Here is a 26,764-nt window from a genome sequence, read left to right as displayed (position 1 = left end):
TAAAGCGTTAACGCGCACACGGTCGAATTACCCGTCACGATGCCTCTGAGCCGCGCATTTGTCGGCTTACTACTCGTCCGGATCTGCCGCGAGGAGCGCGGTCGTGCTGATCTAACCGCGATCCGCGCGACCGGCGCCTCGGTCTTGTTAGCCACCGCAAACTGGGAGGTGAGGTAGGCGTTCGCGCCATCATTCCGGTGGCGGAGCGCCACCGGCTTCGAATAGGGCTGTCCTTCGGCAGTGCGAACTGGCCATCTCCGCTGGTCGCAGCCCATAGCGCCAGAAGCTGACGTGGCTGTGGAGCACTGCGGGTACGAGCTGTGATCGCTGATCAGCGCTCACCCGACTCTCATGGCTCGTGGAGCGCAGATGTGGACGTTGCTGACAACGCTCGCTCTGACCCCGCCACCAGCAGCGTCCATGCCCGACATCACTTGCGTGCCGCCACCGACTAGTCTCGGTCGGTGCGCGCTCTGTGAGGGGATTACCGTGAAGGCAGCAGAATATCTTGCTCAGCTGCAGTCGGCGTACCGACACTTTTCCGAGCTCAGCCATGCCGCCATGATGTACCAGCGCGGGCCGGGAACTTTCAATGACGTCTCTATCGTCGATGGCCTTGTCGGTGACTACTCCGCCCAATTGTCGCCCGAGGACGCCGAAAGGACGCGTGAGGAGCTTCGACGCGTACTCCTCGGACAGCAGGAAAATCCATGGCTGAACCGGATCCATGACGAGTTCATGCGCGGCGTGAGCGATGAGGCACAACTCAGTCTGACGACGGACTATGACTTGGCTGTAGGCGTGCTCAGGAGTGCAGACATCAACGGGTCTGCCTACAAGGTGCCGGATGAGCCCAACAGCTGGCTGATAACACTCAACGAAGGACTCGAAGTGTTTGTCTACGGATGCATGCGTGCGATCGTGTCGACCACGTCGTTGCGTCCAGACCAGGATCGACCTGCGCAGCCGCCTAGCCAGACGGAGGCCGATGCAGCTGCTGACCTGGCCGAAATGGTTCGCTACTACACCTACTTCGGAATTCCTCAGCAGACTCGCCGGACGGTGTCTCGACCTCACAGAGATCTGGCTGCCCACCTTACCGACCTCGCCGAGCGTTTCGTCTACTCCCACGAGATGTCCCACGTCCTTCTCGGACACACCAACTCCGCGCCGCTTCAAGCACTTCCCGATGCGTACCACGAGGGTCCGCAACTGGCATCGTCAGTCGACCAAGAGTACGAGGCCGACATTCTCGGCTGGAACCTGTTCGTGAGGATCTTCGTCGCCGACGACGGCCGAATTAGCGGAGCGGATTTGCAAGCGGCATACGCGGCAGCGCATCTCTTCCTCCGGCTGGCCAGCATTCTGGAGAAAGCGCAGGGCGGGATTGCGTCGGCGACACACCCTGAGGCCGAGATGAGAATGCTGGTCCTGAAGATGGCCGCGGCTAGTACGGCGTCCGAGGGTGGCGTAACCTTCGATGCGGTCGAGAGCCTCTCAATTGGAGTCGAAAGCGCCCTAGACCGTATCGAGCGACTCCTTCCCGTACTCCCAGGAACGTCGCCGCTGCAAGAGTTGCTTCGCAACGCCGTCGATGAGCACCCCTACCTCTCCATCGATGGGATCATGGCGCGAGGGTCAGCGCGAGGCGAACTGCTTAGACTGCTCTCCTTCGGAGCGCCCGGCAAACTCTGTTACGAGATCGGTCGCGCACTGGCCGACGCGGAGACCGAACTGCTTAGACTCGGAATCGATGTTCGCACAGCCCCGGATGAGGACGTGGCAGTCAGCGCCGATACCATGAAACTCGCCGCGAAACCGTTTCGGATCTTCACCCTGCTCGCTGGTCTGGTCGCAGCCTACTTGCCTCCGGACGTCCGGAAGTTCATCGACCGCCACCACGATCGTCTTCTAGCGGAGGCCAGACGTGTTAATTGACGAGATCAAGCGCGGTGTTGAGACGGTGTCCGATTCAGCCGGTCTCGATGTGCAGGAAGTGGACCGTATGGCAACGGCTATTGCCCAACAGGCTGTGTCGAGCGCGTCAGGCAGCCACGCCCTCACCCTCAATCCAACCTCTGGCCAGCTCATCTGGTGCGACCTCTTCAAGGCAATCACGGGAGCGGCCGGAGTGGCCGGCGTGGTCCTCACAGCGGTGGCCGGCGTTACCCTTCCCGCTACTCTGGCCGCGGTGGCCGCCCTCGGAAGTCTGCAGGGCGTCCGCAAACGCGCACCGAGTGGCAGCGGTCAGCTTGTGGTTGCACTGCTAGCTGCTCCCTCTCGAAAACTCCCCCGCAGCACGCTGGCGTCCGAAGTCAATCGGCCAGAAGATTTTGATCGCGCGATCGACTTCCTGGACCAAGTGGGGTGCGTACGCCTGGAGAGCGACGAGGTTGTGTTGATCGAAAAGATCGTGATTCGCTTCTAGTTTGTGCACAATCCGTCGCGAATGATAAATCTTGGCTGCCGTCACCGAAAGAATCTGCCGCACTGATAAACGTCAGCCGAAACGGCATCGGCGCCTATGGGAACGCATGCTGATCAGGTTTCCGCTCATGCCGCTCCGCGCGCCCCCATGCCGATGAGAGCGCATGCAACCTTGCCGTTTACATACAACCCACGTGGGGCCGATGATGGCGACCCAGCTGATGCCGAGCTCGCGGTGCTCACAACGTGATCGCAGGGCCACGCTGACAATAGCGGCAACTTAACCAGCTGGCTTGATGTGTAGTCAGTGATCAAGATGACCGAAAAGCGAGTTTTGGCATTATCTGCAATTCGAGCAGAGTGAAAGCATCGCGTTTAGGCGCGCCATGCGCCGCGAAAGTCGGAAGATGCTGCCGTGCATCTTCAGTTGAGTGTTGATCGTGCGGCGAATGGCGACATCTTCCAGCTCCATAAGTGGCTGGCGAGCGACCCACGGATCGCCGGGCGCGCTAGCCTTTCGATCCCGCAAGCGGATCCAGCCTCGGGTGCCATGGGGCCGCTAGAGGTCATCGACGTAGTACTAGGACGTAGCATCGACCTCTGTGCGCTCATTGTGGCATGTGCGGCGTGGCGTGAGGCCAAGCGCAATTCGGCAACGGTCACCATCGAGCGTCAGGGAATAAGGGCAGAGGTGACGGACGCAGAGCCTCGTTCCATTGAACAAATCACTGAGACGATCGGGTCCGATTGTCTCCCGTATGAAGACATGCCGGACAACTAAGCATGGCGCTGCTCGCCGACCCCACGCGTTCACGTGTGATTTTGCTTGGTGTCTCTCATTTTACACACCTCGGACCACTGCCGTCCGCGGCGTCCAGCGCCAAGGCCGTCCAAGACGTACTGACGGATCCCTCCATCTGGGGTATCGCCCGAGAGCACTGTCGGCTTCTGCCGAAGTCTTCTGACCAGGTGGCGGTATTAAATGCGCTACGGCACGCATCCAAGGAGGCCGACGACACTCTCGTCTTTTACTACGTAGGTCACGGGTTGATCGATACCCATGATGACAGGTTGCTGCTGGCTCTCCCTTCGTCCATACCAGGCCCCGAGGCGGCTTACACCTCGATTCCGTACGAACACATCCGTCGGGTTATCCACGAACGCACGGCCGCGAACAAGCGCTCGATCGTCGTACTCGACTGCTGCTACAGCGCGCGGGCAATGAGCGGTTACCAGTCCCCACCCTCTAACCCACTCGTTGATCGAGCCAACATTCGAGGGGTCTGCATTCTCACGGCATCCCACGCAAACGAACGCGCCGTTGCGCCCCCCAACGAGATGTACACCGCGTTCTCAGGCGAACTCCTGGACGTCCTACGCAATGGAAAACCCAACGGTCCGGAAAACCTGGACATGGAAACGCTATACCTCCACCTTCATGCATCTTTGGAGGCAAAGGGTCGCCCACTGCCGGAACTCTCAGCCCGAAACATAGGTGGCCAGATCGCGCTAGCACGTAACCGTGCCTTAACGACACCTAACGCCACACCGGTGGTCTCTTCTCTTGAGCGCATGCTAACGGACCCCCAATTTAGGCTCAGGCGGTCGAGACTGCCGCGAGGACGTCGTCACGCCCGAACCGGCGTATTTGTGACCGCCGCCATGCTTGCGTTGCTCTTGGCGGTGCTGGCCGGTACACAGTGGTTGGGCGATGATCAGAGGAACAGAACCGGTCGCGGGACGGATCGGGCTCCTCTGCCAACGGGAAGCGCACCCTCTGATACCACAAGTTCCCGGCCGAGGTCGGACGATCCCCACTCACCGGAGAGAGCAACTGCATCCGTAGGTCCAGAAGGGACGGTATCGGCGCCTTCGGTGCCAAGAAACCGTCTCATGGCGGCGGGACAAACCAGGTTCTCCGGCATAACGATTACGATCACGGGCGTGTGGGATCTCGAACAGTCGGTGAAGTTACAACTTCAAGCGAAGAATGGGTCGTCGGAACCATTTGAGATTTGGGGAATGTCCATCGTGGAGGCGCCAAATGGTCGACAACGTGATCGTGAGGGTATAGACGGAGGCGATTTCCCAGGTAGTCCGATGTCGCCCGTTGCTCCTTCTGCCCTGGTTAACGGAACTGTCATCTTCGCCAATGGTTCGCTTGGTGCCGACACATTGCAAATCATGCTCTCCATTCGGGTACGCCTCAATGGCGCGCCAATTGAAAGCAAAACGATTTCCGTTCAAGTGAGCCGGTAGGCGTGCGCGACGAGTGGCCGGCCGGAGTACCTGAAGTTGGTCAGTATGCGCTGTTCGCAACCGACGGCGAGGCTGCATACGAAGTTGCCCGACAGACGATGGGACCGCCGCGCACTTCCGGATAGGCCCGGACGGAGTGCTGCACGAGGTCGGACTCGACGAACTCTGATCGGCTGAGGTTCGTAACCGGTGAACTTGGTGCGCCGGCACGATTCAATCCGATCTTGGCGTCCGGATCTGCCGCGAGTCGATCGCTGCGGGCCGTAGCGGCACTGGGGTGGGGCGGCGTCCGCTCGTGCCGATGTGCGGGCGCCTGAGGTCGCTGGTCATCAGACGCCCGCGAGTTCATCGGCCGAATATGCACTCGATCAACCAGGAGACAACCGCTCGCACAAAGCCGCTCATCGCACCCTGGGCGGCTAGATTTCCCAGCTCCTGTCGTCGGCCAGGCAATCCTTGCGACCGTCCTCTTCCCATGGCCAATCCCGTCCTTCCGTCATGTGTCCCCCACCGAGTGATCCACTCGATGCTGCTGATGCAACATTGCGGCATAGGAGGGCATGCTTTACGGGTGCTAACAGGGAATGCCGAATTGCGTCAAGCGCTGACGACATGCAACGGGGAGCAACGCTCACGGACGCCTTCTTTACAAGATTTTACAAGTTCGGGATAATGCGCGGCGTGACTGATGGTGCCGGCAAGCCGCGGGATCCCGATCTTGATCCGATTTCGGTGCTGCGTAGAGAGCTGCGCATCCTTCATCGCCATGGCGGAGAGCCGAGCACTCGGCAGATTGCTCGGCAGACAAACGCCGCAATGAGTCACACGACGGCCAATGCTGTCATTCGCTGCGTGAAGTGCCCCCGCTGGGGTCAGTTGGAGCTTGTGGTGGAAGCCTTGGGCGGCGATGTGGAATACTTTCGCGGCCTGTGGATCAATGTCCGCAACAGTGAAGACCCACTCGACCTTCGCCCCCACGAGCGGGGGGTCGGTACGGAAGCGGAGAAAAACGATTCCTACGCCGGTGCCATGCCGGGCAGCGTTGGTGCGCACGACGCGAAGGCACCCTCAGGGATAGGCGAGGCGGCCAAGGTCAACCTGGAAAGAGTCTCCGTAATCCTCGCTGCGACCTCCACTACCGATCGGTGGGATGTCGCACTACCAATCGACGTGCCTGTCTTGAGTATTGTGAACAAGCTCCTCTCCGCGCCTGAACTTCCGTTTCGTTCGCCGGACCACCAAGTAAGAGCTGTGGAATACGAGCTCTTCTGGAAAGAGGGTGCACGCCAATTAGCGCATAGTGAGACATTGCGAGACGCGGGCGTTGGGGCTGGGGCAACCCTAATCATGTCTTCCTCGAGGAATTGACCACTGGTTGGACGGATACCAGCTTCTCTGCATCCTAATGCTCCCACTGGCCTTCGCGGAGCCTTCCGGATCTGCCGCTCCGGGGGCGCGGTATGCCAGCGACTGCTCGTGATGACGACAGAGACGCATGGTCCAGATCTGGCTGCCTTCCCCGCTTCCGACATCGGCGTCGTGTCGTCTGATCAACTCGTCCTGCGGGCGGTAGCCACTACCTCGCCGCGCACCCGGACACCAAACTGCCCTGACCTGCATCCGTCCTCGCGGACGGAAGCAGCAGGCCCACCTCACCGCCTGTCGGACGCACGCATTGAGCTCATTTCATCGTGACTGGCGCTGCTCTTCGATGAGTTGGAGGACGAAGATCGCGGCGAGGAGCGCGGTTGCTCGTTGGGGACAGCAGTGGAATGCGCTGTTGCCGCACATCGACGCGGTCGCCGCGCACATCGGCCCCGGCCACGACAACACCGACCTGCTCTACCTCGGTGATCGTGCGGCCATCTACCGCCTGCACCAAGGCCAGCTGGACCCGGCGATCACCCAATTCGAGGAGGTGCTCTCCGATCGGCGGCGGGTGCTCGGCGACAACCACCCCGACACCCTGACCTCCCGCAACAACCTCGCCGACGCCTACCGGGCGGCGAGGCGGGTGGCCGAGGCGATCACCCTGCACGAGCAGGTGCTATCCGACCGGCGGCGGGTGCTCGGCGACAACCACCCCGACACCCTGACCTCCCGCAACAACCTTGCTCTCTCCTACCGGTCGGCGGGGCGGTTGACGGAGGCGATCACGCTGCATGAGGAAGAACTTGGCGACTGCCGGCGGGTGCTCGGCGACGACCACCCCGATACCCTGACCTCCCGCCACAACCTCGCTCTCGCCTACCAGGCGGCGGGGCGGATGGCCGAGGCGATCACCATGTACGAGCAGGTCCTCACCGACTCCCGGCGGGTGCTCGGCGACGACCACCCCGACGCCCTGACCTCCCGCCACAACCTCGCCTACGCCTACCGGGCGGTGGGGAGGGTAGCCGAGGCGATCATCCTGCACGAAGAAGAACTCGCCGACTGCCGGCGGGTGCTCGGCGACGACCACCCCGATACCCTGACCTCCCGCCACAACCTCGCTCTCGCCTACCAGGCGGCGGGGCGGGCGGCCGAGGCGATCACCTTGTACGAGCAGGTCCTTACCGACCGGCGGCGGGTGCTCGGCGACAACCACCCCCACACCGCATTCACCGAAACCCAACTTCGCGCTGCTCGTGCACACTAACCTGTGCGACCGGCGCGGCATCCCTCTCGCCATCCTCATCTGTCGCTGGGTGCGCGGCGTCAGTGAAGGTAGAGCTCAGTTGGCCTCGTCGTGAGGGTACGGCCGCTTCCGCCTATGGGGCTCGCCGCATGGGCGAGCTGTCGATGCAGCTCAGCAAGGTGTCGCCTTGCGCATGGATCCCCGAGATAGGAGCGATCGGCCAACCAGGTCACTGCGACGTTCCCATCACGGGCGAGGACGCGAGCCTGCTCATCGGTCATTGGATGATGTTGGCACCGCGGTGTCTGAACGGGCCACTCACCAGTCCGGATCTGCCGCGCACCGCTCGGCAGACGGGGTAATCGCTGGCGGGCCGTATGACGGGGCGTGCCGTTCGGAGTGCGCCGAACGGTGCACCGCTGCTGGCAGGATCAGGGTCGGTGTCGGCTGTGCTATGGAAGGCAGGGTGTGGTGATGACACATGATCAGGGCGACGGCCGGCGCGGGGATCAGACGATCGCCCTCCATCCTTACGACGCGGCCTGGCCGGCCGACTTCGCCAGCGAGGCGAGCCTGCTCACCCGGGTCCTCACACCCTGGATCACCGGTGGTGTGCACCATGTCGGTAGTACAGCGGTGCCAGGCCTGGCCGCAAAGCCCGTCATCGACATCATGATCGGCGTAGGTGACCTGGACTCGACGCGACCCTGCATCGACCTGCTCGTCCCGCTTGACTACTGCTACGCACCGTACCGAGCCGACGTCATGCACTGGTTCTGCAAGCCGAGCCCTCAACGCCGTACCCATCACCTCCATCTTGTGCCCACCGGCTCCCAGCGGTTCACCGATGTCCTGGCCTTCCGCGACTACCTACGCGCCCACCCCGATGCACTCCAGGAGTACGAACACCTCAAGCAGCAGCTCGCCGGCCGCCATTCGCACGACCGCAACGCCTACACCGACGGCAAGAGTGCGATGGTCGCCGCCATCACCGACCGCGCACGTCGCTGGTCAGCTGAGCCCAACGAACCCTGACCGACACTCGACGCTGCCCATCGTCGACGAGCCGGAACCCCTGCCGCGATGCCGCTCGATCACGTGCGCGCTTCTGCCGCGGACAGCGCGGTTGTGCTGATCTGGCCGCTGAGCGCTCGTCCCCGGAATGATCGATAATGTAGATGGACCGGTGGCAGAGCCGGGTTATTGCAGCGCTTTGGGTCGGAAGCCGGGTGCGCACGGGCGGCTCGACAGCGTGTGGGGCCGCTGGCGCGCCATGCCCCACCGGGGGTTCGAATCCCCTTCGGTCCGCGGCTTCCTCTTCTGCCGCATGTTGAGCGTGGCGCCGTGTACGACTCGTGGCCGGATGTGGGCGGGTCGGTGTCGTCCACGGGTCCGCTGGCGCGTGGTCGACACTGGACAGGTGAGGTTGTTGATCGCCCGTAATCCGGACCCGGACTCCCGGCTGCCGTATCTGCTGCGTGTCCCGCTCGGTGCGGCCGGGTTAGTGTTCCGCACGTCGGGGACGTGGCCGCGGACGTCGGCGTTGTACTGCCATCCGGTGCCGGTCGAAGAATGGCCGGCGTCGCCGGAGCTGGTCGAGCAGGTACCGCTGCGGTCGTGTACCCGGCGGGGTGCGGCGATCGACCTGATCCTCGACCGCGGCCGGGAAACGCGTTCGCAGTTGGTGTTCACCACCGCCCGGGGCCGCGAGGTGGTGTTCTGGCAGTCGGCCCGCACCCGTAAACAGGCCCGGCCCGCCGTACGGACGCCAACGGCGCGGGCGGCCGGGATCGCCGGGTTAGAGATCGTCGTCGACGCGCACGAGCAGTACCCGTACCGGTTCGCCAAACAGCAGGTATCCACGGTGCGGCGGGCGGTTGCCGTGCGGGGACTACGGCCTGGTCGTCGACGGCAGGCTGGTGGCGTCGGTGGAACGCAAGTCGCTGCCCGACCTGGTGGCCAGCCTCACCGGCGGTAAGCTGCGGTACGCCCTGGCCGACCTCGCCGCCCTGCCCCGTGCCGCGGTCGTGGTCGAGGACCGCTATTCCCAAGTCTTCGCTCTAGACCGGGTCCGCCCTGCCGTCGTCGCTGACGGTCTGGCCGAGGTCCAGGTGCGGTTCCCGTCGGTGCCGATCGTATTCGCCGAGACCCGCCCGCTGGCCGAGGAATGGACCTACCGCTACCTCGCCGCCGCGCACGCCTGGGCACTCACCGAGGACGACGCCGTCACCCGGATCGGTCCCCGCCTCAGCGACCTCGACCGGGCACCGGCCGCGCCCGGCCCGTCGACCGCCGAGATCCGCGCCTGGGCCCGCGACCACGGCCTCGCCGTCTCCGACCGCGGCCGCCTACGCCCCGACATCCTCACCGCCTGGCACGCAGCCCACGGACAATGACCGCCACCCGCTCCGGCGGGGAGCGCCGCAATACGGTGACGGGGCGCAACTCGCCCGTTCGGATTGGTCTGCACGATGCCGAATGTCGACGACGCGTGAAAATTTCAGCCGTCGTTGACACCGAAGCGCGTGGTGCCCTGCGATGAGCGGCGCGATGCCGATCGGATACCAGAGTATGTCGGTCAGGTCGGCCCGGATGCCGAGCACGAACCAGGAAAGTGACTTTCGGCGTGCCGGTTCGGCCGTGCACGCCGGTCGACCGAAAAACACGTTGGGCACCAGGCCGATGCCATCGCATCGGCCGGTAGTGGACGCAGGCACGGCCCCAGCTCGGCCCTGCCTCGCTCAGGTCTGGTCGAGGCTCCACCAGCCGTCCGGCGCAAGCTCCGCAATGGGGATCGGCTGGTCAGTATGCAGCGCCGGCCGGTCCTCGTCGGCGCTGCGGCACTGGCGGAAGGTGCCGTCCGGGCCGAGGAGTTCGCGCAGGTGCCGGTCGATCTCGATCGACCAGGCGGACATTCCGGTGGGTTGGAGGCGGTGGGCTTCCCAGGAGCGCCACAGGAGTTCGAGCCGCCAGACGGCTTCGGCGTGACGCCACCACTGGGCGCACCAGCGCCAGGCGTGGTCGTCGACGCGCCAGCCGAAGGTCGGCAGGAACATGAGGTGGACCCACGTCTCCACATCGGGGTAGCGAAGCTCGGGCGCCGCAACTGTCGTGGTCTGACCGCCCTGGGCCGCCGACGGGTCGTCCGGCGTGGTCATCGCGTCCTCCGATGGATCGGGTCGCCGATGCGCGGCCGGGCCGGCATCGCGGCCGGATGGGCGGTCAACGCGTCCCGGGCCGGAGCAGCGAACGATTCGGCGGCGACCTGTGCCGCGGTCCGACCGTCCGCCCGGCCTGCGGCAGAGGCACTGTCGAGGACGGACTCGATGTGTCCGATCGATTCGGTCGACCAGCCCGCGTCCTCCAGGTGGCGTACCAGCCGGGTGCGTTCGACCGGGCCTGCAGAACGGGCGAGATCGGCCAGCGCCGTCTCGAGTTCCTCGCCGAGCCGGGTCAGCTCGCCCGCGGCGGGTCGGCGTCCGCCGTGTGGGCGGGCGGGGCTGTTGCCGCGCCAGGTGTAGGCGACGGCTTGGGCCATCGCCTCGCCGCGCTGGGTCCCGTCGGCGCGCGCCCGGTCGTAGAAGTTCATCAGTCCGGGTGCGCGTGCACGGAGGTCCGTTTCGGCCGCGGCGAGAACGGTGGCGGCCACCGGGTTGGTGTCGGCGTGCGGCGCGGCGGCGGCCCATTGCCGCGCGAGCTCCTGGAACTTCAGACCGGCGAGGTAGTCGCGAAGCCGCTGGGGGTCGTCGACGAAACGGGCCCATTCCCGGGCCCGCCGCGCCGACAGTTCGACCCTCTGCTGGTGAGCAGCCATCGCCTTCCGGGCCTCGTCCGCGATCCTCGCGGCCTGCCGCTCGCGACGGGCAGCAGCGGCGCGTCTGCTCTCCACGTGGAGCCGGGACCCAGCCTCGGCAAGGACCGCCAGGGCCATGATGCGTTCCAGCCCCTGCCGGGTGGCATCGCTCCACGGGTCGTGGTGTTCAGCGTCCATGACGGCCACCGTGCCCGACGGGGGTTGCCGGCACCGTTCGTGGCCGGTCGACGCCGACCGTCGTCAGCAATGCGGCCAGGTAACCGGCGGCCGATGCGACACGCGAGGACGTCACACTGCCGACGGTCCGCCGACGGTGCCGCGGTCGCCCGCGCGGCCATTGCTGACCGCGGCGAGGACGGCCCGCACCGTCCGATCCGACACCTGCACCCGCGCGGCAATTTCCTTCTGGGTGGCCGACGGTTCCGCCCGCCGCGCCTCCAGCACCGCTCGAACGGTCGCCGCCCCGACCCGAGGCACGTGCGGAACCGAATCCCCATCCTCCAACACCCGCACGGCTCGCTGTGACCGCGACGAAGGCCTGGCGAGTCGCCGGGCACCGGCCGGTCGAGCGGCCAACTCCGCACGGACCGCCTCCAGTTCCGCCCGCGCCCGTTCCGCTTCCGCCACCATTGCTTCCGCCTCCGCTCGCGCCGCCTCGACCGCTTCCGCTGCCGTTGCTTCCGCCTCCGCCCGAATCCGGCCAGCGTCAGCCTGGACCCGATCGGCGTGATCCCGGACTCGGACGACCTCGGCACGCAGGCGGTGCAGGTCCGCCCGCGCGAGCTCCGCGTCGGTCCGGAACCGTTCCGCCTCCGCCCGAGCTGCTTCCGCTTCCGCGCGGACGGAAGCAACCGCTTCCAGTTCCGCCGGCGTCGCCGGCCGGGTCCGTTCCGCCGCCCGCCACACCCGCTCGACCCGTACCCGGGCGGCGTCGAGGACCGCGTCGTCGGAGCGCATCGCCAACGACCGCAGCCGCATCTGGCACCAGCCACGTCGCCACGCCCACCGGGTGGAGTGCAGTCGGTGGGCCACCTTCGCCACCGTCCGTACCTGCCGCTCGCGATCCACCGTCGACAGGTCCGACACCCCCGGCCGCGCCAGACCGGCGGCGATCAGCAGCCGCCGAGGCGTCCACGTCCAGGTGATCGCATCCGGCGCACGCACGGCGCCATCGTCGGACAGGCCGACCCACCACTGGTAGGCCACCAGCAACGGGACCGCCAACCGCAGTCCCATCTCCACCACGCTGTCCCCCGCGACGGCCGCGATCAGCCCGGCCACGACGGCGATCAACCACACCGCCCGCCCATGCCGACCCGGCCGCCCAACTCGCACCTGCGACCGCTCCGCGCGGATCATCGCGGTGGCCATCATCGCCTCGAACAGGAAGAACCCGAACCCGGCAAACACCGGCGACAGCCCCAGCTTCTGCGTGGCGACCTCCCACATCGCCTCCCCAGACCAGGCGAACCCGACCAGGAACGACACCCGCGCCAGCCACGCATCCGGCCGGCCGGACCGCACCGCCCGCCGCACCAACCAGGCCAACGGCAGCACGCATACGGCCAGGCCGGCGATCAGCAGTTCCGCCACGTGGTCGCGGCACCAGGCCGCGACCACCCCGGCGTCCACGCCGGTCACCGTGACACCGCCACGCACTCAAGCAAGGGGACCCGCATCAGCCCGGCCCTTCCGAGAATCGACGATCGTGAACCTGGCGATGATGGGCGGCACCGGTTGACGAGACCGTTGACGCCGCCCGACCTTTCCGTCAACCGACATCGGCGACGTCGACCGTCTCCTCTTCGGCGTCGGCAGCAACCATCGCCGCGAGCTCGTCCCGGAACTGCACCTCAGCCTCGGCCAGCTCGTACCCGGCCGCCACCAACCGGTCCAGCCACGCCAACGCCGTCACCGGATCCCGCCGCCACCCCCGGCCGCTCTCCGCCGTCATCGCGAGGTTGTCCTCCAGCCCAGCGACCCACCGGGCAACCAGCAGCCGGCTCAGCCGATCCAGCTTCGCCCCCGCAGTGGCGGTCACGTTCCCGCCGGCGAGCGCGGTCACCAGGTGGGTGCTGCCCCGGTCGACGACGTCCGGATCCTCGACCACCGCCCGCAACGCGTCGACGAATAGCACCTTCGCCGCCTTGGCGCTGCCGTACGTCTCGGCCAGGAACCGGTGCCGGGTCCTGGCCGCGTCCGTCAACGCCTGCAGCCGCACCTTCGCCGCCACCCGGGCGGCCTCCTTCGCCGCCAGCTTCTCCGGCGACTCGTAGGAGCTGTAGGCCGTGCGCTTGAACCCCGCGGCGTCGGGGTCACGGCAGATCACCACCGCCGCCGGCGGGCTGCACGCGGTGTCGATGAACGTCGCGAACCGCTCATCGGTACGCACCGCGTCCGGATCCAGCCGAACCCCCGTCGCCGGGTCGATCAGGCTGGTCGCTGCAGCGGCGGCGCACTGGTACGGCCACCCCTTCGGCTTGGCCACGACCGCCACTCCGGCGTCGGCGAGTTCGGCCCGCAGGCTCTGCTCGGCCTTCGCGTCGCTACGGCGGCGACGTTCGTCGACGATCCGGTGCCGGATGCCCCACGGGCTGCCCGCGTCCTTCAGGATCCGGTCCATCGCCTTCGGGTCGTCGTCGAACTCGGCCAGCTCGGCCACATCCTCCAGCGACAGCCGACCAGCGTCCGCATGCGCCCGGACCGTCGCGGTCATCCGTCCCAGCCGCATCACCGCCTCCACATGCGCAACGGTCTTCCCCAAGCGGCGGCCGATCTCGGCCGCGTCCAGGTCGAACGCGGCCAGCTGGGCGTAGCCGGCGGCCTGCTCGCAGACGGTCAGCGGGGTCCGCTGGTCGGCGTCGTTCTCCACCAGCATCACCGCCACCTGCGACGCCGCCGCATCGGCGAGATCAGCCCGGACGACCCCCGGCACCGTCGCGGGCAGGTTCTCCGGCCACCGCCCACTGTCGAGCACCGCGACGGCGGCAGCCGCCCGGCGGTGTCCGGCCAGGATCCGGTAGCCGTCGGCGTCCGGGATCAGCGTCAGCGCCTGCACCACACCGTTGGCGGCGATGCTCGCCTCCAACTCCGTCAGATCGCCGAGATCGGTGCGCAGGTTCCCGGGATGGACGAGCAGGGACCTCGGATCAACATGCACCAACACTCCGGACGAAACCTCGGAGCCGGACCGCTCGACGAGCCGCAACGAACGAGAACGCGAAGCCATGACGAACCTCCTGACGGCGCGCAGCAGCGCACCCAGAACGGGAAGGAAGGCGGTTCTCGGATCACGGCAGGGGCTGAGCCACACCCACCGGACGAACCAGCCACAAATATACCATTTTCAACCGCCAGCAGCCAGCGTTTCCGCAGGTCAGAGGCTATGCAAGTCACCCGAGTCGTCGTCCGCAGAACGTCCGGGGGAGCAAGTTGTAGTGACCGGTTACCGGAATCCGCCGACCAGGCACGGTCGGCTCCACCGGCAACCGCAGTCGCCGACCCGGCGGGGTCAGCGAGAAGGGAGCGACCGCGACGGCAACGCCGCCGTCAACCCCTCACGGCCACCGTGAACTCCATGGAACCCGGCACAGGCGGCAAGGCGCCGAGAGGCATCGACCGCCGACACCTGTTCCCCGGCCGGCAGCGACGGATCAACCTGCGCCTCGACCCCGACGAGCACCACGACATCACCACCGCGGCGATCCGGGCAGGGCTCACCCCGAGCGGCTACTGCGCCGACGCCTCCCTCGCCGCCGCCCGCGGCACCACCCACCCCGCGCACCCGGTCGCCGGCGTGGACATCACCTGGGCCGAACTCGCCTCTCTGCAACGCGACCTGTTCGCCGCCCGGACCGCCGCCACCGACCTCGCAGCGATGCTCGGCAAGGCGACCGACGCCATCAACACCGTCGACCAGGCACCACCGTGGCTCGGCGACGCCGTCCACCACGCCGAGGCCGCCCTCGGCCGTATCGACTCCGTCGTCGACCGCATCGACCAACGACTCCGATGATCCCCGCCATCCACGACCGGGGCCGTAACGTCCACGGCCTCGTCGCCTACCTGTACGGACCCGGCCGCCGCGAAGAACACCGCAACCCCCACCTCATCGCCGCCTGGACCGGCCCACAACAGCTCCCCTGGCTGGAACCAACCTGCGACTCGAACGGACGGCACGACGTCACCCGCCTCGCCCGACTGCTCCGCCAGCCCGTCAACGCCGCCGCCCACCCACCACCGCTGACCGTGTGGCACACCTCGATCCGCAACCACATCACCGACCGCCCGCTGACCGACGAGCAGTGGGCCCACATCGCCGCCGAGATCATGAACGCCGTCGGTCTGGCACCACACGGCGATCCCAACGCCGTCCGCTGGGCCGCCATCCGCCACGCCGAAGACCACATCCACCTCGTCGCCACCCTCGTCCGCCAGGACGGTGCCACCGCCTGGGCATGGAACGAGCGCTACAACGCACAGGCCGCCGCCCGACGCCTCGAACGCGAGTTCGGCCTCTACCGCGTCGGCCCCGCCGACCACACTGCACACCGCTACCCGGGAGCCGCCGAGCAGAACAAGACGCGCCGCCTCGGCCACCGCGACGTCCCCCGCGACCGGCTACGCCGCGAGGTACGCGCCGCCGTGGCCGCTGCCACCGACGAACGTTCCTTTGTCACCGCCCTGCAGGCCGCCGGCGTCCTCGTCCGGCTCCGGCACAGCACCACCAACCCGGGCGACGTCACCGGCTACGCCGTCGGACTCCCACATCACTGCACCGCGGCCGGCGACACCATCTGGTACGGCGGCGGCCGCCTGGCTCCCGATCTGACACTGCCCCGACTACGGCAACGATGGGGCCGCCCTGTGCCGAACCGACCAGCCACCAACCGCGGCCTACTCGAGAATGTCCGAGACGCCCTCGTCGCCGCCCGGCAGGACATGGCGACCTGGTCCGACATCGATCCGGACCGGGCGGCGGCAACAGCCGTCCACGGGTCGGATGTCCTGTCAGCCCTCTCTGCAATGGCCGGCCGTGGTCAACTGACCAGAGCGAGCGATCTCCTCGATCGAGCCGCGCGGGCGGGATGTCGAGACCGCACGCCGTACACCCTCGTGGGGGCCAATCTTCGCTCCGTCGGTCGTCTCCTGTCGTCGGTTGGACGCCTCAGGATGGCAAGGGAGACCCGATCGCTGCTCGAAATGCTCGAAATGGTCGCGGCTTTCGCCGACACCCTCGCGGCCCTTCGACGAGCTCAGATACGGCTACATCAAGCCAACGCGGCCCATGCCGCTGCGGTCGAACTGCGGACGGTGGCGACTCGGATGTCGGCGCAGTACTTCCTGCAACCGCCCCTACCGATCGCAGCCGGTTGGCCGAACATCGGTGGCCAGCCGGCTCATCGGCGGCCCCGCCGCTGATCGGACACAGGGAACCTCCTGCGCATTAGGACGAGGTAGCCCACTCGCCACCGATAAGCACGCGTGGGCGGCAACGCGCCAGAACCTGATGGCAGCCCTCGCGTCAACGGTGGTGGCTCACGGTAGGCGAAAAACTCTCAGGACTCAGAGGGATGGGTACATGAACGATCATGAGTCGAACTCCGGTCGCCGCGCATCGTTTGCCGATCGAGCCAAGTCGACGATTTCCTCCTCGGCGTCCGCTACCGAACCTGATCCCCTGCTGTCGGTCGACCAAGTGGCCCGCTGGCTCGGCAAGCCGAAGGCAACCTTGTACGCATGGCGCAGTCGAGGCCTCGGCCCGCGAGCGATCCGGGTTGGCAACGTATTGCGCTACAGACGCAGCGAGGTCGAGGGCTGGCTAGACGCCAACACCGACGATCGACGCTGAGCGTGATCACGCAGCGCCGCGGTATTCGGAAGGCGTACGAGCGACGTGTAGACCTGCGTGCGAACTGCACGCCGGGTACCTACGGCTCGCCGCGAGCGATGCAGACGGTGGCGAGCAAATGCGTGGGTCGCTCGATGTACTGGGGCCAGTTCGGCAAGGATAGGGCGTCAAATACGAACCGAAGTCAACGAGTTGCCGGTTCAAGTTCTCGGCAGCACGGTTGCTGCCCTGCGGGGTTAGCACCTCAAGCCTTCCGACCTCTATCCCGTCCGGCCTTTGGCTTAACTGCGCCTGCACCTGGGCGTTCGTGTCTGGGCATGGCGCAGGTTGGTGCCTCTGTTGCCTCCCGTCAGCGCCTTCGGGCCGCTGCTTGGAGCAGCCGCCCACGCCCCACGCCGGTTCCTGTCAGTTGATCGACATGGTCGGGGCATAGGTGGTGCCGAGGTGCTCGTACACAACGGTTGGTGGCATGAGGTTCCAGTGGTGGCCGAGCATCAGTGCCGCGCCTTGGGGTGCGGCGAAGAACAGATGGAGCCGTGGTGCGTTCATCCGCTTGATGGCCTCGCGGATGCGAGTTCGCGCTGTGTGTGCCCAGCCGACGGCGAACGCCGCGTCGGGAACGGAGGTTTGACTGGGGCCGCCGGCGGGCCCGAGCGCTAGCAATTCGCGGACCGGGACGGTGATGCTGCGTAGGTAGTCCGTCACGTCGGTGGCAATCGGGTGGGTGAGTGCGACCGCGACGGCGAGGTCTGGGCCTTGCCCGAGTACGACGTGGCCGACTTCCTTGGCTTCGACGTCGGCTGGTGGGGTGTCGCTGCGCCATTCGACGATGCCCTGGTCGGTCGACACTACCCATCCTCGGGTGCCGGGAAGTCGTACTCCGGTTGCGAACCACATGGGCAGTCGCATCGCGCCTATGATGTGGACGCGGCGGATGCCAAATGCTTCAAGTTCGTCGGTCGCCTTTTTCAGTGAGGGCATGACGACGGCTTGCCAGTCGTCGGGGTTGCAGAGCTGGCGCCGCTCCCGGTCGGTGTCGCCCTTGTAGCGGTCGACGAAGTCGAGCGTGATGGCGGGTTGCAGGCTGTGGGCGGGGCGGTCGATGGCGTGGACCGCGAAGATGAGCGTGCCGGTGCGGGCGAGGAGGTCGGCGTCGGCCATCTGTTGCCGGATACCGTTTCGGGTCTGCGGACCGGCGCCGGTCTTGACCCATTCGCGAACGAGGTCGCGGCCGCGGATGACGGCGTCGTCATCGGTGCGGAGGCCGGCGGCGCGCATGGCGTCGCGGGCCTGTCGGAACCAGGACGTTTCGCTGCCCTCGTGGTGTAGTTCGAACTCGGCGAGGAAGTTCAACAGTTCGGCCTCGGTGATGCCGAGGTGGGCGGCCCATGCCTTGCGCTGCGTGCCGGCGGCACTGCGTGGGCCCTTGAGTTGGAGGACGCGTGCGACGGTGTTGCTGTGCTTGTCGCGCAGTTTGAGGATGGGGTCCCTGGGGTCGAAGGCCCGGTTGGTGATCAGTCGGAACTGTGGGCGGGGAGTCTCGTGCCGGTGCGCCGCCCAGGTGGTGTGGAAGTGCTGAAGGGGGCTTTTGCCGTTGGTGGCGGTCGCGGTCGTGAGCCACGCGGCATCGACGATGGTCTCGTCGGTGTTCGAGCTCTTGATCTGGTCGTAGCAGTCAGGTCCGGCGTGCCGCAGGACAACGATGTCGTCGAACGCGCCACCGGCGGTGTCTTCGATGCTGACGGAGATGATGTCGGGATCGATGAGGGCTTGGCAGGCCCAGTACCAGCCGATGATGTGCTGGTAGTCGTCGCCACGGAGGGCTGCGGCGCGGGCGGGCACGGTCACGGGCTGATCCTTCATGGGCTCGATCGTGAGGCGAACGGGACGGATGCGTCCCGCGTGGGCTGCTCGAGTGTCGAGGCTCCCGTCAGGTAGGGCCACGATGAGCGCGGTCGGCTGGGGATACTGACGGGACGCGCGGAGTAACGCCGCTTCGTCCGTGGGGCTCGCGCCTACCGGGGCGGGGTGTGTGTGCCAGTCGCCGACGTAGCCGATGCGCGGATCGGCGGAGGCGGCACGGGCCTGGTCCAGTGCGTGCTGCGCGGCGAGTTGGTGACGTGTCCAGGCGGTGGAGGTGGCGTCCGGGTCAGGCACTTCAATGGCACAGCGGACGATGATGTCGTCGTGGTCCCACCAGCCCAGCAGCAGGCCGCCGCGTTCTCGGTGGGCCGCTGGCTGCGCATGCCGCTGCAATGCTTCGGCGACCTCGGCTACTACGCGGACTTCTATCCGCCGGCGGCGACCGGTCACGGGGTGCTGCCCGTGTGCATGCCAAGCACATCGTAGGGCGGCTCCTGCGGGATGAGGACGTCGAGCAGGGTCGCAGGTAGTGCGCAGCCCAGGGTCAGCTCGTCAATCGCTACCCGGCAGGTCAATTGGGCGGCTGCTACGACCGCAGCGGGCGGGGTCACCGACACCGGTTCGTCGCAGCCGTGTTCCCGGCCGAGGTCGAACGCAGTCGACGGCGGTAGCGGGTCCAGGTGCTGTTCGTCGCCGCGTCGCGGGAAACGGTCGACCCGGACGACGCCGCCCTGCCGTTGTACGCACACCGATACAACCGGGTGGGCGATCTGGCTGCTTGCCCACGCGAGCAGCGCGGTGGCGCGCTGATTGGCCGTGGCGTCGATGATCAGGTGGTGGTCGCGGATCACTCTGATCGCCTGCTCGGGGGTAGACAGCCGGTCACGCTGATAGTCGACGCCGGAAACGTCGAAGCCGAGCCCGGCCAGCTTGGCTTTCACTGCGGCGGCCTTCGGATAGCCGACCATGGCCTCGCCTGCGAGGTGCCTGACCAGGTTGCCGGGACGCAGCAGTTGCGGGTCGATCAGGGTCATTCGGCGGACTCCGTGCCTGAACAGCAGGTCGGCGACGAAGGACCCGACTGCTCCCACACCGATCACCGCGACCCGCCGATCCGCAAGGTCGAACGCGGTGCTGCCGGCGCGCAGCATCCGGGTCGCGACGCTGGTATCGGCGCTTTCGCAGGCACGCACCTCATATCCGTTTCCCCGAAGGGCTGGGGCCACGGCAAGAGCGAGCACGCCGTCGGCGTCGGCCCGCCGGTACCGCAGGATCACGAACTCGACCACACCGATCGACACCAGTCGCCGGACCTCGCTCGTGTCCGAGCCCAGCACGGCGCACAGCGTGTCCCAGTCGGCGATCACCCTGTCGACCTGCCCGATATCAGCTACCCACGCCAGACGCCGCTGCTTCCGGCCGACCCTCGGCCGGCGGCGATGGTTGCGCCGCCCACCTCCCTGCTTATTCACCCGCCACCGACTCGGCGGCCGCTGCGGTTCGCCGCTGACCGTGACCCGCTGACCGCCAGCGTCGGTGAACGTGCGCACGCAACCGCGTGTGGCGACGAGTATGTCGCGGTCGTAGAGCACCATGCGGGAGTCGGGCTGCAGATACCGTTCCAGGTCGCAGTCGTCGTCGCCTGGCCAGCCCGCAGCAGTCTCGGCCAGCCAGCCCGCCACACGTGCCAGGAGCTGGGCCGGTTCGGACCAGGGTGCGTCATCGACGGCGACATCTGCTCCCCACAGGCACAGGGCACCGTCTCGTTCACGGTGGAAGGTCAGCTCCAACTCCGCGCCGGGATCCAGAATCCGGACCCGGGGCGGGGTGAACGGGAACGACTCGGTGGCGGTCACCTCGATGGTGGCGGTGACCGTCTGGCCGTCGGGGTGTAACCAGCGCACCGGTCCGTGCAGCGTGGCCCCGTCGTCGGAGAAACCAGCCGTGCCGAGCGCGGCGCGCCAGGCGTCGCGCTCGGCGGCGAGGCCAGCGTCCCAGGCGCGGGTCACGCGAAGCGGTCGCTGCCGGCCGGCACCTGCGCGGCGCCGCCAACCACACCGGCGGTTGCCCGGTTGGCCGCCGCGCGGCGACTACCGTCGGCGTTGCAGTAGTCCGGCAACGGGAACACCTGACTGCCGGTGCTGGTCTTGCCCAACAGCTTCCGCCACCGCGCCGCCGCCCGGCACGGATCTTCCTCGTCCAAGGCGTTACGGGCGAGGGTAGCCGCGGCGGCGATCTGCTTCGTGGCGGCGGCAAGGTCCGCGGCAGTCGCCTTCGTGCTGATCTTCTTGCCGGGCAGCGTCGGGTCGTCCAGGCCGTCGGCGGCGACGGCGGGCAACATGTCGGCGATGGCTTCCAGGGTCACCGTCAGGTACTCCGCGTGGCTGGACGCGTTGGGCTGCTCGTTCCGGAAGGCCCAGTAGGTCATGATCTCGAAGAAGAAGCCGCCGGGCTGGTCGGTCACCCAGATCCGGCGCACCTGCCGGATGAGCTTGACCGTCGGCACGTAGATCCCGGCTTTGTTGAGCGTGAACGACTTGTTCGCGGCCGTGGTCAGGTCGTTGAGCCTGGTGGGGTTGGTCTCGACCCAGCGGGCCCGCTCATTGGGTCGATTGGGGATTTCCCAATGTTTTCCGCGCGGGCGTGCCGGAACCGCGTCGACGCAAAGGTCGAAGTCCGGGAACTCAACCTTGAACGAGCGGTGCTGCCGCTCCACCCGGTCGCCGTACTCGGCGCGGAGCGCGTTCTCGAACAGACCCATGGCCCTACCAGGCGCGAGCGTGTCGTCGGCGGCGGTCAGCCGGCCGAACACATCTACGTCTTTGACTCGCCGGATCGACACCTCACGGGCATACGAGCCGATCAGCACCGGGCTGATACCCAGCGCCTGCAGCTTGGCGTCGCTGGTCAGCACCTTGCTGACCTCGGCGTGGGCCTGGGCCGCGTGTTTCTCGTCCACGGCTGGCTGAATGTTCGACAGCGCATCCCGAAAATTCGTAGGCAGCGTCGCCATACGATTCCCCCTCTTGATCGAAATCCTCGCTGCTGATCTGGTGTCGTCGGGCTCGGTTCCCCCCAGAGCCCGCCAGCGCGTCAACAGTCGGCAGAACGCTACACCCGAGGTACGACAGACTCGGATAGGCGACCTCGATGCCGAAGCGCCGGCGCACGAGGAGCCGAACTGTGCCCGGCGACGATGATCAAAGGCGTCCTGAGTATCGCGGCGCAACGACGGCTAATTAGTGCTGTGACCACAAACGTTGGCTGGGTTGCCATCTGTGCGGCCGGCCCACGTCTCACATCCACGCTCGGCTGAGGCCGAGTTCCGAGCCGCGCCCCATTTGGGGCGTTGGAGGGCAGTGATGGCCACGGCGTCGCCGGTCTGCAGCTCGCCCCCGCCCGATCCCCGCCTGATCGCGGCCGGGTTCATGCGGTGCCGCGGCCCAGATCGAGTCGAACTACGACGAGTCCACGAGCCGGGTCGTGCATCATGGGCCACAGGTGGGCCGGCCAGTTCGGCGTCCTCGCCGCCACGATGCCGATCCCTACAGCCACCTCCTGTGGTAGCAGCGCGCCAAGCAGAAGACTGGACCCGTCGGCGACATCGGCCCGGTCCCGGATCCAGGCGGCGGCGGAAGCGACCACGGCCGGAAATTCGACCCAGTCAATGGTTTGGCCAACCGGCTGGTAGACCCATTCGTGGACCGTCGCCAGAGCGTCGCCGGGGAGGTTAAGCGTCGCACCGTCGGTCACCGATAGGGTGGGAGTGCCGCCGTGCGGCTCACTGGGCAGCGGGCCGAACGGGAGGTCGGAGGTCCGCAGGAGCAGAACGACGACCGGCGGCCCCGCCCCGGCCGGCTCGACCCGCAGCCGAACGGGGTACTCGCGAACAGTGATGGTGCCCGCCGGTGGCTGCTGGGTGCCACCCGGATCGCCGAAGGTGTGGCCCGGATCCGTGAACGCGACGGCTCGCACAGTTCCCCGGCGGCCGAAGCTCGGCCGGGCCCGGACCTGTAAGTTCAGGCTCCGGTTCCGGTTGTGTGTGCGAAGCCCGAAGGCGAGGGCGACCGGCCAGGGCGCCCACATATACAGCGCGTTCGGCGTGGTCGGATCGTCGTTGATGTAAACGACCCGGAACGAGTGGACGAGGTCGGTCAGGCGTTCGCCCCATAGCGCGGCGCGGTGGTCGAACGCCCATTCCCAGTCACCCCGCAGCCGGGCAGGGCCGGGTACCTCCCGCACCGCGGCGAACTGCGACCTGATGGCCGCAGTGAACGCGCGCTTGTCTTCGGGGTCCCAGCCGGGGGCGGTTTCCTCAACGATGTAGGCGGTACCGCGCCGGTGCAGGAGCGTGTTGCGCAGCCACCACATCCCGGCGCCGGCGACCAGGAAGACCATCGCGACGACCGTGAAGCCGACCAACCATGGCAACCGGGGGTTACCCGCCCACCCCTCCGCCGCGAGGTCGGGAACCACCCCGAAGGCCACGCTCAGGCTCGCCATGCCGATTGTGAACGCGACCGCGATGATCCACTCTCGGGTCACCAGCCGGCCCGGCAGCGCAATGAGCCACCACCACACCCGCGTACGGGCGTCGGGCCTGCGTTGCGCTCCGGCCGCGGTCATGACTTTGTTTCGAACGGTTTGAGCGCTTCGTCTCCGCAGGTCGGGCACTCCGGTCGCGAAACGATCTCGCCGGCCGCGGGCAACCAATGCACTTGCCCCGGGTAGAGGTCGAACGGCACGGGTGCGGTGCGGTCGATCTGGAGACCGATCAACGCCCAGTCCTTCTGGAAGACCTGATGATGGTGGCCGGCCTCCTCCAGCAGCGTCCCGACCGCGAGCTTTGCCGCGAGGCCCCCGACAAGTTCGAGATCCGAACCGACTGCAGTCATCGGACGGTGGGGGTCCCCGGTGCCGTAGTCGGCGTCCTGCTGCGGCTCGGGGTCGATCGTCCCGTGCTCGGCAAGCAGCGTCCGCACACACAGCAGGCAGCCGGTGCCCGGCCAGGGGCGTACCCGGAGCACCTCTCCCACGCTGCCGTCGCGCAGGACGGACGCGAATACGGACGTGCACTCGGCCCGCCGGGCGAGATGGTTGACGCTGCGCCGGGACGCAACACCGTCGGCCGCGCACAGCACGAGGGCGGACTCGCGCAGCAGCGGGCGCATGACGTCCGCGGCGTAGACGGTGTGGAGCCTCAGCGCGTTGACCCGCGTCGCCGGCCACCGAGTGAGGATGACGTCGCGCACCGCATCGACTTTATACCGGCCGACATCCCAACGCGTGCACTGGTGCCGCACGAGATTGTGCGACAGGAGCCGGTCGGGGTCTACGAGGACGAGGTCACGGACTCCGTACCGGGCCAGGGCGAGGGCAGCCGCGCTACCGATACTGCCGAGACCCACGACAACCACGCGCTGGTCGAGGTCCCCGAACGGCCAGTGCCGGCCGAGATCCTCGATCGGATCGGCCTCGATCGGCCGCAGCACCTCGACGCCCAGGAGGGCCGCTTGGTCGCCAACGATCAGCCACGCGACCCAGTTTCTCGCGGCCCTATTCTCGGCGTCGGGCGACCATGTCACCAGGACCCACGCTTCGGCCTCCCACAGCCGCTCGGGAAGCCCGGCCAGGGATGGGCGAAGGAGGCGGGTCGCAAGCCGCCCGTTCTGCGCGTCGGTCACGTCGAGGGCCTCGTCCACCCAGGAACCGCCCCGTGCCCAGCCACCCGGCCAGCGCGAGCGCACCAGGGTGGTGGCGTGTAGCTCGGTACCCGGCTCGTCGAGCACCATTTCGGTGTCGCCGTCGGAGGTCCCGACTACCCCGAAGACCCGGTTCGGCCCGTCGACGGCGATGACAGCCTCACCCCACGTCGCCGTGGCAGCCGCGATCCGAGCCGCCGATCCGCTGGTGAGCACGACCAACAAGGAGGCGCTCACCCGACCGGTTGCGTGCAGTGGTCGACGAGGCGGTCAAGCTCCGGATCGCGGTCGATCCCTCGGTCGGGCATCCGCTCGATACGCCCGCGCCTCATCAGGCGGTACTCGAGGTACCAGCCGCTGATCTTCGGTATCAGGTCGGCGACGAGCGTGGTGGGGTCCCACCACGCGGTTCCCCGGAACAGGCAGAGCGATCCGATGGGCGCGAGGTGCCAGTCAGGATCGCCCAACGTGTCAGGAAAAAGCGGCACCTTCGGAAAGACCAGAGGGAAAAGCATCGGATGTGCAGGCTTCAAATTGATCTCGACGTGCAGCAGTTTGCCCTCGACCAGCTCGCCCAGGCAGCGTGGTTCCTCGCGGTCGAACGGCCACAACGGCACCTCGCCCTGCCACCCGCCGGCACCCGCGGTGTCCCACAAGAGGCCGGGAGCGGCCACTTCCATCGCTGCGAGTTCGGCCGCGAGCCGTCGCGGATCGTCCTCCCACCAGGTGATGACCGGCGGCCGCGTAGTGGTCATCCGGCGGGATCGTCGGGTCGCGGCGCCGCTGGGGCGTACACCGGGCTGGCGGTCGGAACGCCTTTGCGATGGCCGCCCGGGTTTCCCAGGGAAACCCCGCCGGAGCGGGCGACGGATGACACTCTCGGCTGCCCCGCCTCACGGTGGCCACGGCCACCGGACTGCGGTCCTCCCTCAGTGGGACGTGTGGGGTTACGAGGGGCGCCGCTGCTCCACGGACCGGCCGGGTTCGCACCTGGGAATCCGCCACCGGGACGGTCTGTCGGCCCGCCGTTCGGACCCCACTTCGGACCGTCCTCAGGACCGCCGCGAGGACCCTGTGGGCCCTCGTCTGGGCTGTCGCCGCCCGTCCGGCCCTGACCGGGCGGGGGTTCCCGGGCTTCGTGCGGACCCTCCGAGTGTTGGAACCGCTGGTTCCAATCATGCGGAGCGTCGCGGAACTCGGGCCCGGTGCGGTGCATCTCAGCCCACCACAGATCGATCAGGTAGTCGCTCCAATCGCGGGAGGGCCTGGGAAACCGTTTGCCGAAGATCTTGCGCAGGAAATGGATTGCGATGTCGTCGCCGAATTCGTGGCCTGACTTCTCCCACTCGACCGCGTTCGCGGCCAGGTCGGCCATTTTCAGGAACTCCCCGCGGGCCTTGCGCCGCTTGATGCCGGGCTCGATCTCGCCGCAGCGCCCCGATGGATCCCGGACGCCCTTCATGATCTGCGCCGCAGCCGCCGTGAAGAACCCTCGCAACGCCTCGGCCCGCGACATCGACCCGAACAGCGGTGGCCGCGGTATGCACTTCAGCGCCAGCACCTCCATCGCCAGCGACGAGAAGCCCAGTTCCGGGTGCTCCTTCGCCCAGTGTTTGAGGAGGCGGACCAACGCCGTGTAGTGCGGCCATTCCCGCTGGCGCCGGGCAGTCTCCGCGATCAGGTATTCCGGGTCGACCGTGGCCCATTGGCGGTCGTGAGCTTCGGGCACCCGGAGCGCCGACCCGTCACGAATGGCGGGCATGACCTCGACCGCGAAGCCTGGAAACAGGATCTCGTCGATGACGAACTTGCCGTCCAGACGGCACTTGACCACATGGTTACGCGGCTCGGTGTCCCAGACGTAGGAGAACCCGTACCGCTCGCTCAGATGGCTCTTGATCGCCTGCTGAACGTGGTCGAGCGCCTCCTGGGCCGTGCCCGAGCCGTTTCCCCAGGTCGGTTGCTGATCCGCGGGGAACACCACGATGAGGTCGACGTCGTGGATCGGGCCGAGCGAGGTTCCGCGGGCCCAGGACCCGGACGGCACCACCTTGACGCCCGGTCCGAGCCCTTCAAGGATCTCAGTGAAGTGGGCCACGCGCTTTGCGGCCGTCGCCGCCTGGCTGGAAGTCGGCGAGATCCTCTCATCGATCGTGTCGAACGCTTCGTCGACCTTCACGGGTCACCTCGTGGGCAGCTGGAACGCGAAGCTGATGCCTTAGGGTAACCAT

At 67.2% G+C, this 26,764-nt stretch carries 22 protein-coding genes, 1 tRNA gene and 1 pseudogene; 13 read left to right on the top strand and 11 right to left on the bottom strand.

Translation table 11 applies throughout. The annotated features are described in order from the left end of the window. Nucleotides 1–489 precede the first annotated feature (489 nt). From Voc01_RS14335 to Voc01_RS14295, 10 genes and pseudogenes are all read left to right on the top strand, one after another. Nucleotides 490–1,938, top strand: coding sequence for a phage exclusion protein Lit family protein (locus tag Voc01_RS14335; RefSeq protein WP_203927893.1), 1,449 nt, complete (start codon nt 490–492; stop codon nt 1,936–1,938). Beyond that, nucleotides 1,928–2,428, top strand: coding sequence for a hypothetical protein (locus tag Voc01_RS14330; protein ID WP_203927892.1), 501 nt, complete (start codon nt 1,928–1,930; stop codon nt 2,426–2,428). Before Voc01_RS14335 ends, Voc01_RS14330 begins: the two co-directional genes overlap by 11 nt. A gap of 414 nt (nt 2,429–2,842) precedes the next feature. Further along, entirely contained in the window at nt 2,843–3,208 is a 366-nt protein-coding gene (locus Voc01_RS14325; RefSeq protein WP_203927891.1) for an effector-associated constant component EACC1, read from the top strand. 2 nt (nt 3,209–3,210) lie between these two features. After that, nucleotides 3,211–3,900, top strand: a pseudogene (locus Voc01_RS54635) (caspase family protein); the annotation flags it as partial. A 471-nt stretch (nt 3,901–4,371) separates the two neighbouring features. After that, a complete protein-coding gene (locus Voc01_RS53025) occupies nt 4,372–4,686 on the top strand; it encodes a hypothetical protein (RefSeq protein WP_239160184.1) in 315 nt (104 codons plus the stop codon). Between the two features lie 681 nt (nt 4,687–5,367). Continuing rightward, entirely contained in the window at nt 5,368–6,054 is a 687-nt protein-coding gene (locus Voc01_RS14315) for an EsaB/YukD family protein (protein ID WP_203927889.1), read from the top strand. A 412-nt stretch (nt 6,055–6,466) separates the two neighbouring features. Further along, on the top strand, nt 6,467–7,324 hold the full coding sequence (locus Voc01_RS14310) for a tetratricopeptide repeat protein (RefSeq protein ID WP_239160183.1): 858 nt from the start codon (nt 6,467–6,469) through the stop codon (nt 7,322–7,324). 453 nt (nt 7,325–7,777) lie between these two features. Then, on the top strand, nt 7,778–8,338 hold the full coding sequence (locus Voc01_RS14305; protein WP_239160191.1) for a GrpB family protein: 561 nt from the start codon (nt 7,778–7,780) through the stop codon (nt 8,336–8,338). Between the two features lie 145 nt (nt 8,339–8,483). Then, nucleotides 8,484–8,611 (top strand) — tRNA-OTHER (locus Voc01_RS14300). Between the two features lie 569 nt (nt 8,612–9,180). Beyond that, nucleotides 9,181–9,699 (top strand): Lsr2 family DNA-binding protein, encoded by a 519-nt coding sequence (locus tag Voc01_RS14295; protein WP_203927886.1) that lies wholly within the window; start codon nt 9,181–9,183, stop codon nt 9,697–9,699. Nucleotides 9,700–10,044: 345 nt separating this feature from the next. On the opposite strand, the gene Voc01_RS14290 is transcribed toward Voc01_RS14295, so the two are convergent. From Voc01_RS14290 to Voc01_RS14275, 4 genes are all read right to left on the bottom strand, one after another. Next, nucleotides 10,045–10,461, bottom strand: coding sequence for a DUF4913 domain-containing protein (locus tag Voc01_RS14290; RefSeq protein WP_203927885.1), 417 nt, complete (start codon nt 10,459–10,461; stop codon nt 10,045–10,047). Further along, complete coding sequence (locus Voc01_RS14285; RefSeq protein ID WP_203927884.1) at nt 10,458–11,294, bottom strand: hypothetical protein; 837 nt, start codon at nt 11,292–11,294, stop codon at nt 10,458–10,460. The genes Voc01_RS14290 and Voc01_RS14285 overlap by 4 nt, the downstream gene beginning before the upstream one ends. A 111-nt stretch (nt 11,295–11,405) precedes the next feature. After that, nucleotides 11,406–12,758, bottom strand: coding sequence for an amino acid adenylation domain-containing protein (locus Voc01_RS14280; protein WP_203927883.1), 1,353 nt, complete (start codon nt 12,756–12,758; stop codon nt 11,406–11,408). 130 nt (nt 12,759–12,888) lie between these two features. Further along, the gene (locus Voc01_RS14275; RefSeq protein WP_203927882.1) at nt 12,889–14,277 is read right to left on the bottom strand and encodes a ParB/RepB/Spo0J family partition protein; all 1,389 of its coding nucleotides are present in this window, start codon (nt 14,275–14,277) and stop codon (nt 12,889–12,891) included. A 417-nt stretch (nt 14,278–14,694) separates the two neighbouring features. Between Voc01_RS14275 and Voc01_RS14270 the strand changes: the two genes are divergently transcribed. The 3 genes from Voc01_RS14270 to Voc01_RS14260 all read left to right on the top strand — a co-directional run bounded on the left by Voc01_RS14270 (nt 14,695) and on the right by Voc01_RS14260 (nt 16,968). Further along, entirely contained in the window at nt 14,695–15,132 is a 438-nt protein-coding gene (locus Voc01_RS14270; protein WP_203927881.1) for a hypothetical protein, read from the top strand. A 233-nt stretch (nt 15,133–15,365) separates the two neighbouring features. After that, complete coding sequence (locus Voc01_RS14265; protein WP_239160182.1) at nt 15,366–16,538, top strand: relaxase/mobilization nuclease domain-containing protein; 1,173 nt, start codon at nt 15,366–15,368, stop codon at nt 16,536–16,538. Nucleotides 16,539–16,761: 223 nt separating this feature from the next. Next, nucleotides 16,762–16,968, top strand: a complete 207-nt coding sequence (locus tag Voc01_RS14260; RefSeq protein WP_239160190.1) for a helix-turn-helix transcriptional regulator — start codon at nt 16,762–16,764, stop codon at nt 16,966–16,968. Between the two features lie 405 nt (nt 16,969–17,373). Here the strand turns inward: Voc01_RS14260 and Voc01_RS14255 are convergent, their stop codons facing one another. From Voc01_RS14255 to Voc01_RS14225, 7 genes are all read right to left on the bottom strand, one after another. Continuing rightward, nucleotides 17,374–19,281 (bottom strand): SAVED domain-containing protein, encoded by a 1,908-nt coding sequence (locus tag Voc01_RS14255; protein ID WP_203927879.1) that lies wholly within the window; start codon nt 19,279–19,281, stop codon nt 17,374–17,376. Further along, the gene (locus tag Voc01_RS14250; RefSeq protein ID WP_203927878.1) at nt 19,278–20,840 is read right to left on the bottom strand and encodes a ThiF family adenylyltransferase; all 1,563 of its coding nucleotides are present in this window, start codon (nt 20,838–20,840) and stop codon (nt 19,278–19,280) included. Before Voc01_RS14250 ends, Voc01_RS14255 begins: the two co-directional genes overlap by 4 nt. Beyond that, nucleotides 20,837–21,844 (bottom strand): nucleotidyltransferase domain-containing protein, encoded by a 1,008-nt coding sequence (locus Voc01_RS14245; protein WP_203927877.1) that lies wholly within the window; start codon nt 21,842–21,844, stop codon nt 20,837–20,839. Before Voc01_RS14245 ends, Voc01_RS14250 begins: the two co-directional genes overlap by 4 nt. Before the next feature lie 413 nt (nt 21,845–22,257). Beyond that, the gene (locus Voc01_RS14240) at nt 22,258–23,457 is read right to left on the bottom strand and encodes a hypothetical protein (RefSeq protein ID WP_203927876.1); all 1,200 of its coding nucleotides are present in this window, start codon (nt 23,455–23,457) and stop codon (nt 22,258–22,260) included. Then, complete coding sequence (locus tag Voc01_RS14235; RefSeq protein WP_239160189.1) at nt 23,454–24,749, bottom strand: ThiF family adenylyltransferase; 1,296 nt, start codon at nt 24,747–24,749, stop codon at nt 23,454–23,456. Before Voc01_RS14235 ends, Voc01_RS14240 begins: the two co-directional genes overlap by 4 nt. A gap of 17 nt (nt 24,750–24,766) precedes the next feature. Continuing rightward, entirely contained in the window at nt 24,767–25,288 is a 522-nt protein-coding gene (locus Voc01_RS14230; protein ID WP_203927874.1) for a ubiquitin-conjugating enzyme family protein, read from the bottom strand. Beyond that, nucleotides 25,285–26,712: a nucleotidyltransferase domain-containing protein gene (locus Voc01_RS14225; RefSeq protein WP_203927873.1), complete on the bottom strand. Its 1,428-nt coding sequence runs from the start codon at nt 26,710–26,712 to the stop codon at nt 25,285–25,287. Before Voc01_RS14225 ends, Voc01_RS14230 begins: the two co-directional genes overlap by 4 nt. Nucleotides 26,713–26,764 lie beyond the last annotated feature (52 nt).

This window comes from Virgisporangium ochraceum (assembly GCF_016863655.1).
GTDB lineage: Bacteria > Actinomycetota > Actinomycetes > Mycobacteriales > Micromonosporaceae > Virgisporangium > Virgisporangium ochraceum.
The sequence above is the reverse complement of the archived record's forward strand: the minus strand, read 5'-3'. Positions and strand labels throughout refer to the sequence as shown.

Coding starts and splice junctions, on each gene's coding strand:
- Voc01_RS14305 (WP_239160191.1), top strand. CDS start 7,778: ATGACACATGATCAGGGCGACGGCCGGCGCGGGGATCAGACGATCGCC.
- Voc01_RS14290 (WP_203927885.1), bottom strand. CDS start 10,461: ATGACCACGCCGGACGACCCGTCGGCGGCCCAGGGCGGTCAGACCACG.
- Voc01_RS14240 (WP_203927876.1), bottom strand. CDS start 23,457: ATGACCGCGGCCGGAGCGCAACGCAGGCCCGACGCCCGTACGCGGGTG.
- Voc01_RS14285 (WP_203927884.1), bottom strand. CDS start 11,294: ATGGACGCTGAACACCACGACCCGTGGAGCGATGCCACCCGGCAGGGG.
- Voc01_RS14270 (WP_203927881.1), top strand. CDS start 14,695: ATGGAACCCGGCACAGGCGGCAAGGCGCCGAGAGGCATCGACCGCCGA.
- Voc01_RS14245 (WP_203927877.1), bottom strand. CDS start 21,844: ATGGCGACGCTGCCTACGAATTTTCGGGATGCGCTGTCGAACATTCAG.
- Voc01_RS14230 (WP_203927874.1), bottom strand. CDS start 25,288: ATGACCACTACGCGGCCGCCGGTCATCACCTGGTGGGAGGACGATCCG.